12 protein-coding genes are annotated in these 10,192 nt (G+C 71.0%); 4 read left to right on the forward strand and 8 right to left on the reverse strand.

The window, feature by feature from the left end:
* Nucleotides 1-166: 166 nt before the first annotated feature.
* Nucleotides 167-853 (reverse strand): TetR/AcrR family transcriptional regulator, encoded by a 687-nt coding sequence (locus tag ACFU97_RS42535; RefSeq protein ID WP_384267714.1) that lies wholly within the window; start codon nucleotides 851-853, stop codon nucleotides 167-169.
* A gap of 186 nt (nucleotides 854-1,039) precedes the next feature.
* On the opposite strand from ACFU97_RS42535, the gene ACFU97_RS42540 reads away from it, so the two are divergent.
* Nucleotides 1,040-1,489, forward strand: coding sequence for a nitroreductase family deazaflavin-dependent oxidoreductase (locus ACFU97_RS42540; RefSeq protein ID WP_384267717.1), 450 nt, complete (start codon nucleotides 1,040-1,042; stop codon nucleotides 1,487-1,489).
* On the opposite strand, the gene ACFU97_RS42545 is transcribed toward ACFU97_RS42540, so the two are convergent.
* Nucleotides 1,479-2,780, reverse strand: a complete 1,302-nt coding sequence (locus ACFU97_RS42545; RefSeq protein ID WP_384267718.1) for a geranylgeranyl reductase family protein — start codon at nucleotides 2,778-2,780, stop codon at nucleotides 1,479-1,481. The two genes, ACFU97_RS42540 and ACFU97_RS42545, sit on opposite strands and share 11 nt — an antisense overlap.
* 132 nt (nucleotides 2,781-2,912) lie before the next feature.
* Between ACFU97_RS42545 and ACFU97_RS42550 the strand changes: the two genes are divergently transcribed.
* Nucleotides 2,913-4,268 (forward strand): dipeptidase, encoded by a 1,356-nt coding sequence (locus ACFU97_RS42550; RefSeq protein WP_384267721.1) that lies wholly within the window; start codon nucleotides 2,913-2,915, stop codon nucleotides 4,266-4,268.
* An 86-nt stretch (nucleotides 4,269-4,354) separates the two neighbouring features.
* Here ACFU97_RS42550 and ACFU97_RS42555 read toward each other — a convergent pair whose 3' ends face one another.
* Both ACFU97_RS42555 and ACFU97_RS42560 read right to left on the reverse strand, forming a co-directional pair.
* Entirely contained in the window at nucleotides 4,355-4,822 is a 468-nt protein-coding gene (locus tag ACFU97_RS42555) for an SRPBCC family protein (protein ID WP_384267724.1), read from the reverse strand.
* Nucleotides 4,823-5,060: 238 nt separating this feature from the next.
* Complete coding sequence (locus ACFU97_RS42560) at nucleotides 5,061-5,612, reverse strand: DUF6817 domain-containing protein (RefSeq protein ID WP_384267726.1); 552 nt, start codon at nucleotides 5,610-5,612, stop codon at nucleotides 5,061-5,063.
* Nucleotides 5,613-5,761: 149 nt separating this feature from the next.
* Here ACFU97_RS42560 and ACFU97_RS42565 point away from each other — a divergent pair, with 149 nt between their 5' ends.
* The gene (locus ACFU97_RS42565; protein WP_384267727.1) at nucleotides 5,762-6,967 is read left to right on the forward strand and encodes a hypothetical protein; all 1,206 of its coding nucleotides are present in this window, start codon (nucleotides 5,762-5,764) and stop codon (nucleotides 6,965-6,967) included.
* A gap of 11 nt (nucleotides 6,968-6,978) precedes the next feature.
* On the opposite strand, the gene ACFU97_RS42570 is transcribed toward ACFU97_RS42565, so the two are convergent.
* Nucleotides 6,979-7,404: a MarR family winged helix-turn-helix transcriptional regulator gene (locus ACFU97_RS42570; RefSeq protein WP_384267728.1), complete on the reverse strand. Its 426-nt coding sequence runs from the start codon at nucleotides 7,402-7,404 to the stop codon at nucleotides 6,979-6,981.
* Between the two features lie 122 nt (nucleotides 7,405-7,526).
* On the opposite strand from ACFU97_RS42570, the gene ACFU97_RS42575 reads away from it, so the two are divergent.
* Entirely contained in the window at nucleotides 7,527-8,171 is a 645-nt protein-coding gene (locus tag ACFU97_RS42575) for an MBL fold metallo-hydrolase (protein ID WP_384267730.1), read from the forward strand.
* Nucleotides 8,172-8,216: 45 nt separating this feature from the next.
* On the opposite strand, the gene ACFU97_RS42580 is transcribed toward ACFU97_RS42575, so the two are convergent.
* The 3 genes from ACFU97_RS42580 to ACFU97_RS42590 form a co-directional block, all read right to left on the reverse strand.
* Nucleotides 8,217-8,765, reverse strand: coding sequence for a GNAT family N-acetyltransferase (locus tag ACFU97_RS42580; protein ID WP_384267732.1), 549 nt, complete (start codon nucleotides 8,763-8,765; stop codon nucleotides 8,217-8,219).
* Between the two features lie 48 nt (nucleotides 8,766-8,813).
* Complete coding sequence (locus ACFU97_RS42585; RefSeq protein WP_384267735.1) at nucleotides 8,814-9,311, reverse strand: pyridoxamine 5'-phosphate oxidase family protein; 498 nt, start codon at nucleotides 9,309-9,311, stop codon at nucleotides 8,814-8,816.
* 100 nt (nucleotides 9,312-9,411) lie between these two features.
* Nucleotides 9,412-9,987: a HutD family protein gene (locus tag ACFU97_RS42590; protein ID WP_384267737.1), complete on the reverse strand. Its 576-nt coding sequence runs from the start codon at nucleotides 9,985-9,987 to the stop codon at nucleotides 9,412-9,414.
* Nucleotides 9,988-10,192 lie beyond the last annotated feature (205 nt).

A 10,192-nucleotide genomic window follows, 5' to 3' on the forward strand; every position in this document is an offset into this window, starting at 1 on the left:
CAGGCCGGATCTACGTCGGCGCCACCCGGTCCAGGTCCTGCCGGACGGACCGGCTCTACGTCAGCGGGCCGGGTTCCACGACGGCCGGACCGGGTGGACCGGGTTCCATGGCGGCCAGCCCGGATCTGCGTCGGCGCCACCCGGTCCAGGTCCAGCCGGACCGGCTCTACGTCAGCCCGACGCTGTGGGCGAGTCGTCCCGCCGCGTTTCGGAAGAACGCTTCGCGCTCCTCCACGACACGGTGGAACTGGCCGAACACCTCGAAGCCGATCAGCCCGAACAGCTGGGCCCAGGCGGCGACGAGGGCCGGCGCCACCGCGGGCTGGAGATCGGAGGCGAAGTCGCCGGCCATGCGGTCCGCCTCGGCCTCCAGGTCCGCGGGGAGCGGGGGCAGCGTCAGACGGGGGCCCTGGCGGGCGTCGCGGACGATGCCGATCAGGACGAGACCGACACGGGCGGCGGCGGGGACGGTGGTGTCGGGGGCGACGTAGCCGGGGACCGGCGACCCGTAGATCAGCGCGTACTCGTGAGGGTGCGCGAGCGCCCACTCCCGTACGGCCTCGCACACGGTGGTCCAGCGCTGGACGGGGTCGGCCTCACCGGCCGCGGTGAGCGCCGTCTCGGCCGCCTCGCCCACGGAGTCGTAGGCATCGATGATCAGCGCGGTCAGCAGGTCGTCGCGGCTGGGGAAGTAGCGGTAGAGGGCCGAGGAGACCATTCCGAGTTCGCGTGCCACGGCCCGCAGCGAGAGCTTCGCCGCGCCCTCGGCGGCGAGCTGTCTGCGTGCCTCGTCCTTGATGGCGGCGGTGACCTCGATCCGGGCTCGGGCGCGGGCGCTGTGTGCGGTGCTCATGGAAGGCAGTGTCGCACGAAACGAGAGCAGTGCACACAGAAGAGAGCAGCGAACCGAAAAAGGAGCGGCGCACAAAAAAGAGAGCACTGCTCTTGCAATGGAGCACCGGCCGGGTGCAGACTCTTCATCAAGCGAGAGCAGTGCTCACAGAAGCGAGCGGCGCTCTCTCAATCGATGGGGGTCCCCATGTCCACGCACGTCCAGAAGCCCGGCTGGTTCACCGTCAACGTCTTCAACCGCGCCGTCGCCTGGATGACCCGCCGCGGCATCAGCGTCTGGGGTTCCCGGGTCCTGGCGGTCCGCGGGCGCAAGAGCGGCGAGTGGCGCACCACCCCCGTCAACCTGCTGACGGTGGACGGTCAGCAGTACCTGCTCGCCCCGCGCGGTCATGTGCAGTGGACGCACAACATGCGGGCCGCGGGCGGCGGCGAGCTGCACCTGGGCAAGAACGTCGAGGTGTTCACCGCCACCGAGGTCGCCGACGACGACAAGACGCCGCTGCTGCGGGCCTACCTCAAGCGGTGGAAGGCCGAGGTCGGCGTCTTCTTCAACGGCGTCGGCCCCGACTCCCCCGACGCAGACCTGCGCCGTATCGCCCCCGACCACCCCGTCTTCCGCATCACCGTCACGAAGTGACGTCGTCCACCGGGGACTCGCCGTCCACCGCGGGCTCGTCGCTCACCGCGGGCCGGCCGCCCGCAGCGTACGAGCCGTCCGCCTGCCGGCGGTCGAGCGCGGTCAGCGCGCGCTGGGCCATCGGGTGGGACCGTACGAGCTCGGCGAGGTTGGTCGAGCCCCGGGTGATGTCCCTGAACGCGTTCCACGCGGGCCGGAACCCGGTCAGCGCCGCGTGGAACAGGCCGGGACGGCGCTCGAAGATCGCCAGCATCCGCCTGCCGATGCTCATCTCGACGCCGAGCCCCGCCTTGACCGCGAACGCGTAGTTCAGTGCCTGGCGGCGGGCGTCGACGGCGTCGTGCGCCTCGGCGATGCGCACCGCCCACTCCCCCGCGAGCCGGCCCGAGCGCAGCGCGAACGAGATGCCCTCACGGGTCCACGGCTCCAGCAGTCCCGCCGCGTCACCGCACACCAGCACCCGCCCGCGCGAGAGCGGCGAGTCGTCCGAGCGGCAGCGGGTCAAGTGGCCGGAGGAGATGCTCGGTTCGAAGCCGGCGAGGCCGAGCCGACCGACGAACTCCTCCAAGTAGCGCTTGGTGGCCGCGCCTTCGCCGCGCGCCGAGATCACGCCGACGGTCAGGGTGTCGCCCTTGGGGAACACCCAGCCGTAGCTGCCGGGCATCGGGCCCCAGTCGATGAGCACCCGCCCCTTCCAGTCCTCGGCGACGGTCTCCGGCACCGGGATCTCCGCCTCCAGCCCGAGGTCCACCTGGTCGAGCTTGACCCCGACGTGCGCTCCTATGCGGCTGACGCTGCCGTCGGCACCCACGACCGCGCGGGCCAGCAGCGTCTCGCCGCCCTGCAGGACGACCGCGACCGTGCGCCGGTCCGGCACCGCCGGGCCGTGCTGCTCGACGCGCTGCACGGTGGCGCCCGTCCGCAGCTCGGCGCCCGCCTTCTGCGCGTGCTCGACCAGCTGCTGGTCGAACTCGGGCCGGTTGATCAGCCCGAACAGCATCTGCCGGGAGCGCCGGGTGCGGGTGAAGCGGCCGTTGTTGGAGAACGTCACCGCGTGCACCCGGTCCCGCAGCGGCAGTTCGAAGCCGGGCGGCAGGGCGTCGCGGGAGGGGCCGATGATCCCGCCGCCGCACGTCTTGTAGCGTGGCAGCTCCGCCTTCTCCAGAAGCAGCACGCTGCGTCCCGCGACCGCCGCCGCATAGGCCGCCGAGGCGCCCGCGGGTCCCGCGCCCACCACGACGACGTCCCACACCCGCTGCACGCCGTCCGCCGAAGAGTTCTCGCTGCTCACGATGGTCTACTGCTCCCGATCAAGCCGCTGCCGCACCTGTCCCACGCATCCTACGGCGGACGTCGCCGCAGGCCACTGTGGGAGGATCCCGATATCCACTCGTACAACGTCGCACCCACAAGGAGCGTGCCCATGTCGTCGAATCCGGTCGCCGGGACCGTCGCCTCTCTGATGCCGAGAGCGCAGGCGGAGCTCGCCGAACTGGTGGCCTTCAAGTCGGTGGCGGACTTCGCCCAGTTCCCGAAGAGCGAGAGCGAGGGCGCCGCACGCTGGGTCGCCGACGCGCTCGGCGCCGAGGGATTCCAGGACGTGGCGCTGCTCGACACCCCGGACGGCACCCAGTCCGTCTACGGCTACCTGCCCGGACCGGAGGGCGCCAGGACCGTCCTGCTCTACGCCCACTACGACGTGCAGCCGCCGCTCGACGAGGCCGCCTGGACGACGCCGCCCTTCGAGCTGACCGAGCGGGACGGCCGCTGGTACGGGCGCGGGGCCGCCGACTGCAAGGGCGGCGTGATCATGCACCTGCTGGCGCTGCGGGCCCTCAAGGCCAACGGCGGCGTGCCCGTGCACATCAAGGTCATCGCCGAGGGCTCGGAGGAGATGGGCACCGGCGGCCTGGAGCGGTACGCCGAGCAGCACCCGGACCTGCTGACCGCGGACACCATCGTCATCGGCGACGCGGGCAACTTCCGCGTCGGTCTGCCGACGGTGACCACCACGCTGCGTGGCATGACCCTGGTGCGCGTGCAGATCGACACCCTCGAAGGCAACCTGCACTCCGGCCAGTTCGGCGGCGCCGCGCCCGACGCGCTGGGCGCGCTGATCCGCGTACTCGACTCGCTGCGTGCGGAGGACGGCTCCACGACCGTCGACGGTCTGACGCCCGAGTCCGGGTGGGAGGGTCTCCAGTACGAGGAGGAGCAGTTCCGCCAGGACGCCAAGGTCCTCGACGGCGTGGGTTTGATCGGCTCGGGCACGGTCGCCGACCGCATCTGGGCGCGTCCGGCCGTCACCGTCCTCGGCATCGACTGCCCGCCCGTCGTGGGCGCCACCCCGTCGGTGCAGGCGAGCGCCCGGGCGCTGGTCAGCCTGCGCGTCCCGCCGGGCGTCGACGCGGTCGAGGCGACGAAGCTGCTCCAGGCCCACCTGGAGGCGCACACCCCGTGGGGTGCCCGGGTGCGGACCGAGCAGATCGGCCAGGGCCAGGCGTTCAGCGCCGACACGACCAGCCCGGCGTACGCGGCGATGGCCGAGGCGATGTCGGTGGCCTACCCCGGCCAGGAGATGCAGTACGCCGGCCAGGGCGGCTCCATCCCGCTGTGCAACACCCTCGCGGCCCTGTACCCGGACGCGGAGATCCTCCTGATCGGCCTGAGCGAGCCGGAGGCCCAGATCCACGCGGTGAACGAGAGCGTCTCGCCCGAGGAACTGGAGCGGCTGTCGGTCGCGGAGGCGCTGTTCCTGCAGAACTACGCGGCGAGCTGACCACGCGGCCACGGCAAGGGCCCTCGTCCTCGTCCTTGGGGGCGGGGCCCGTGTCGGCGTCTTATTGGGGGTGGGCGCCGGAGGGCTCAATCGGCCGCCTCGACGTACGACGCCAGGTTGGCGAGCGACGAGGCGATCCCGGCCTCGTGGGCGGCCTGGTCGATGCCGGGCGGCACGTCCGTGGCGGTGACCGTCACCTCGGTCCGCTCACCGATGGCAGTCAGCTGCCACGTCATCGTCATGGTGCCCGCGTACGCGGGGTCCTCGGCCTCGAACACCGCCTGCTGCACCATGCGCTCGGCGGGCACCAGCTCGACGAAGCCGACGTCGACGACGTCCGTGGCGTCCGAGGTCTTGCCGGGGCTGTCGGTGGGGTCGAGATAGGTGAGCTCCATGCGGAACCCGCCACCGGGCCGCGGATCCCAGTGCTCGACCCGCCCGCGCATGCCGTGCGGCGGCAGCCAGACCTCAAGGGCGTCCCGGTCGAGCAGGGCGCGGTAGACAGTGGCAGGTGGTGCCGCGATCACGCGGCCGGCGCGGTCGGTCCGTCCCATGGCCCGATTCTAGGTGGCCCGACTCCAGGGAGGGACGAAGGTCCGTGCTCGGCCCCGGCCCTGTTCACGCGCGGGTGGTGGCGACATCCGGCTCCCGCTCGGCGCGCTCCAGCCACCTCAGGTACCAGCGCCGAGTCCTGCAAGTCATCGGTGAGTACTTCGCGCTGTCACTCCCCCGGCAGGCAATCGAGAGCGGGCGGCATTCCGGCGTCGTCACCCAGTTGTCCGCCCCGCAGGGCTAGTCGGCGGCAAGTACCGTGCCGCACTCACGCCAGCCGTCGACGCTCAACAAGCCCTGCAGTCTGGTGAACAGGTCGAGCAGCGCAGGGCCCACCTTCTCCCGGAAGGTGGGGTCGATGACCGCGAGATCGAGTTCGTTGGCCGCCGTCAGTTCGGTGAAGTCCTGGCGCATCTGTCGTGTCGGAACGAACGCGCTGCCGGTGAACCTGTCGTGGAAGAGAGCGTCCGCCTCGTGGAGCGCGGGGTAGGTGGCCTTGCGGTCGCATGAGGCGTACAGGTACACGATCGCCTCGGCCTCGGCGCCGATCACCGTTGCGAGCTCATCGCGACGCCCCAGCGGCAGCAGCGCGGTGGGGAAGCCGTCCGTGCCGTAGAACGCGTGGCACAGGCCGGCGAGTTGGAGGGCGGGACGGGCCTTCCAGTGCGCCAGCCGCTCCTGTACGCGCCGGACGTGGGCGAGGAGCGTGCCGCCCGGGTGGGCGATGGTTTCGGCGCCGAAGTCACGGAGCAGGGTGACAGCTTGGTCCGTCGCGGCAGGGAGAGCAGGCACCGTGTCCAAGTCCCTTCTGTAACAGGTTGACTGGCGGAGCCTGAAGCCGCTGTCGGCTGCACACGCGCCGCTCTGCGACGCAGGCCAGGCCGTTTCTTACCTTATGCCGACAACCCGCCCCGCCTTCCGGACATCTCAACAAGGGGCGCATGACCGGGGGAACCGAGCCAGGCGACGAGAACCGGAAGTGGGAGAGCGTGTCGGCCATCAGCCAGCGGGTACACCTGGTGCTGCTCACCGCCTGGACCGTCCTCTGGTTCGCCGTGGTCCAGCCGCACGGCGGATTCTCCTGGCACTACCTGCGTACGGGTGGGGAGTTGCTCTACGCGGGCTCGGGCCGTGCGGACGGCGGCCTCAATCTCTACGCCCATCACCCCGAGCTCCAGATGGGCCCGCTCAGCTTCCTGGCGGCGGGCCTGTTCAACCCGTTCCCCGAGTCCGTCGGGCAGTTCCTCGCCGCCGGCGTGATGTCCCTGCTCGGCCTGCTGATCCTTGTCGTGGCCGGACGCAGCGCCGCCTGGCATCTCCTGGGCACCGGCACCAACCATCAACGGCTGCGCCAGCGTGTGCTCATCGCGGGCCTGGCCTTCATCCCGATGTGGATCGAGGTCGCCGTCCGTTTCGGTCACCTCGACGACGTACTGGCCCTTTTCTTCACGGCCCTCGCGGTCCACGCCCTCACCCGCGGCAACCCTGCCGCGACGGGCGTCTTCCTGGCCCTGGCGATGGACTCCAAGCCCACCGCACTGGCCTTCCTGCCGCTCCTGCTCGCACTGCCGAGGGGGCAGCGGCTGCGCGCGGGTCTGTGGTGCGCGGCACTGGTCGCGCTCGCCTGGCTGCCGTTCTTCCTCGGCGCCCCGCAGTCGCTGACCGCAGCCGAGTTCACCATCCCCAACCAGCCCGCGTCCGCGCTGCGTTGGCTCGGCGTCGACAATCCGCGCACCCCTCCCTGGGACCGGCCCGCGCAGGCCACGGTGGGGCTGGCGCTGGGCTGCGTCGCGGTCTGGCGAGGCCGCTGGCCCGCCGTCGTCCTGCTCGGCGCCAACGCGCGCATCGCCCTCGACCCCAGCGTCTACACGTACTACACCGCCTCGGTCCTGCTGGGCACGCTGCTGTGGGACGTGATCGGACAGCGGCGCCTGGTGCCCTGGTGGAGCTGGATCGGCCTGATCACCCTGTACGGCACGGTCTTCGTCGTTCCCGGTGACGCGGCCCGCGGCCTGATCCGGCTGGGTTTCGTCGTCGTGTCCACCGCCTACGTCCTGCTCTGGCCGGTACGAGACCGGCGCCGGAGACGTGCCCGGTCCTCCAGCGGGCAGCGTGGACCCGGTGAGGCCCTGGACGCGGCGAAGTGAACCAGGTCCGCCTACTTGGCCTTCAGGTGCGCGTCCAGGCGTGACAGCAGGGGCACCGCCTTCGCGAGGGCTAGCCGTTCGTCGGGGGCGAGGGCCTCGGCGATCGCGGTGCCGAGCCAGTCCGCCCGCCTCCGGCGCTCCGCCGCCAGCCGCTCGCTTCCGGCCGGCGTGAGGCGGAGCAGGAGCTTGCGCCCGTCGGTCGGGTGGGGCCCGGCGTGCACCAGGCCCTGGGCGAGAAGGTCTTTGACCGCTCGTGCGGTCGACTGGTGGCTCACGCCCCACTGGTGTGCGACGTCGGCGGTGGTCAGCGGGCCGCCGCGGTCCAGGTAGCCCAGGACGGCGGCCTCGCCGGAGGGGAGCGTGTCGGCGGCACGCACCGTGCGTACCAGCCGTCCGATGGTCAGGCGGAGTTCTTCGGCCAGCTGCTCGTCGTCCATGGCAGCAGCCTACTCACTCCCACACCCAATCTGTACACCTAAACTGTATAACTTAGGTGTACAGTTTTGTTGCAGGGAATCGCCCTGCAACGAATCACCAGCCCGGAAGGGATCGATCCACCGTGCAGCTCACCAAGCACGCCCACGCCTGCGTCACGATCGAGAAGGACGACACTCGCCTGGTCATCGATCCCGGCACCTTCACACCCGACGCGGCGCAGGCCGTCGGCCGGGCGCACGCCGTCCTGATCACGCACGAACACTTCGACCACTTCGACGACAAGCTCGTCGCCGCCGCGCTGCGAGCCCAGCCCGGCCTACGCGTCTACGGCACGGGCGCCGTCGCGGCCGCACTCGGTGATCACGAGGGGCGCGTGCGCACCGTCACGGCGGGCGACACCTTCAGCGTCGGCTCCGTCACCGTCGCCGTGCACGGCCACCTCCACGCGCCGATCCACACCGACATCCCCTGCCCCGACAACGTCGGCTACCTCCTCGACGGCGGGGCTCTCTACCACCCCGGTGACGCCTACTTCGCGCCGGACGCCCCCGTGCACACCCTGCTGCTGCCGACCAGCGGGCCGTGGACGAAACTCGGCGAGGCCGCCGACTACGTCCGCGCGGTCAAGCCCCGGCGCGTCATCCAGATCCACGAACTCATGCTCAGCGACCTGGGCCAGACCTCCACCGCCACCATCCTGGGCGAGAACGGCCTGACCGGTATCCCCATCGACCGCGTCGAGCCCGGCACCACCGTCCCGCTGTAGTACACCGCGCCCCGTCGGCCTCGGGCGTCCACCGCTGCTACGACCTCACGCGGGGCCCGCCCACTCCTCACGAAGCATGCCGAACAGGACGCGGTCGTAGCGCTTTCCCTCCACGAGTACGGCCGACCGGCGGCGGCCTTCCTCGCGGAAGCCGAGCCGGGTGAAGGCGCGCACGGCGCGCTCGTTGCCGCTCCAGGTGTCCAGCTCCAGCCGGTTCAAGCCGTACGCGCCGAACAGGTGGCCCGCGATCAGGCGCACCGCCTCGCTGCCGTAGCCGCCACCCCAGAACTCCCGCTCGCCGATGGTGATTCCGAGGGTGGCCACGCCGACGTAGGGGTCCAGGTCGCGGTAGTCGGCCATGCCGATCGGCGTCCCGCTCGTCAGGTCCTCGACCGTGAACAAGGCCGACTCCCTCGGGCTCAGGCGCAGCATGGTGTCGAAGCCGAGCCCGACCGCCTCGGCGGTGACCGGGCCGAACATCGGGTCACCGGCGGCGGCCAGGCGGACCACCTCGGGGTCGTTGCGCCACCGGACGTGGTGTTCGGCGTCTTCGGAGCGCAGCGCGCGCAGTCGTACGAGCTTTCCTTCGAGCATTGGGGAACCCTATGCGACCGCGAGGGGCCGCCTCGGGACGGGCCGTTGTCAGACGCCCTCGCGCTCGGCCCGCTGCCGGACCAGTTCCTCGACCGCGCTCGGCAGGGTCGTCTCGAAGTCGATGAGCTTGGCCCAGGTCGGGGTCACCACGATGCGGACCATGCCGTCGTAGAGCGAGCGGATCTCGGCCTCCCACTCGACGCGCTGCTCGGGCGTCATCTCGTACGAGCCGTTCATCTGGAGGTACTCGTCCGGGATGCCGTCGACGACGTCCAGTTCGGCACGGCCGCGGATCAGCAGGATCTTCGGTGGGTGCACCTCGGTGTCGATCGTCAGGGCGACCGTCGGGTTCGCGCGCAGAGCCGGGAGCTTCGGGGCGTTCTTCGTGGTGCACATGACGATCTCGGTGCCGTTCCAGGTGAACGCGATCGGGATGTTCCGGGGTGTGCCGTCCTTGGCCACGTACGCCAGCCGGAGCACGTCGCGTTCCAGCAGCTCGCGGCTGATCGGGCGGTCCAGGATCTCGGTGATCTCGTTGGTTCGCACGGCCGTGCCTCCAAGGTCGTTGTCGTGTTCCGCACCGGGGACGGAGCCGCCGGAGCTTTCTCGACATCCCGGCTCCATGGATCACGACCGATCTCTCGGCCTATACGTCGGCAGCCGCTCCCGTGAGCGTGACGAGTGCTGCAACGCCGTTCACCTTGAGGGGCTCGTCGCGGACGTCGGCGATGAGCGCCGCGTCGAAGCGGTCGAGGGCAACGGCTGAGGTCTCGAGGACGGCGGAGCCGTCCAGTACGACCACGAGCAGCGTCGTGTCGGCGAGGGCCGAGACCGCCACTCGGTCGCGGACGATCTCGACGTGCGCCGTGGCCCGTCCGCGCCGGACCATCACGTTGAAGTCGACGAGACCGCCGCCGAGCAGCCGGCAGTCGGTGGTCGCCTCTCCGGAGAAGGGGAAGGGGACGTACGGCTCGGCCACGGTGTGCGCGGTGCCGTCGACGGTCAGCACCATGCCGGGGCCGTCGACCAGGGTGATGATGCGGTCGACGCCCTCGAAGCGGGAGAACGGGCCCGCCTCGGCCACGTCGGCGAGACTGACCCGCCACGCGAAGTCCGACATCCCCGCCCGGCTGGGGGCCGAGGCGACCTCACGGGTCAGCCCGCCCCCGTTCTTCCACGGCACGGCCGGGCGCTCGTCCGCTCTCAGCACGTGCACCGTCATCCCACACTCCTTCTCGTCCGGGGCCAGGCACGTCCGCACTGGTCATGTGGCCCGGGATCAGGATAGGGAGTGGTCGAGCGCGCCGGGCGCCGGGCTCGGGGGGGGGGGGGGAGGAAAAAAAGAGGAAAGCAAAGGAGGAAAGGAAGAAGGGGGCGGGTAGAGACGGGAAAGGGAACGAACAACGAACACAGGCAAGAGGAAAAGA

It is taken from the genome of Streptomyces sp. NPDC057616, assembly GCF_042800575.1.
In the GTDB taxonomy this organism is placed as follows: Bacteria; Actinomycetota; Actinomycetes; order Streptomycetales; family Streptomycetaceae; genus Streptomyces.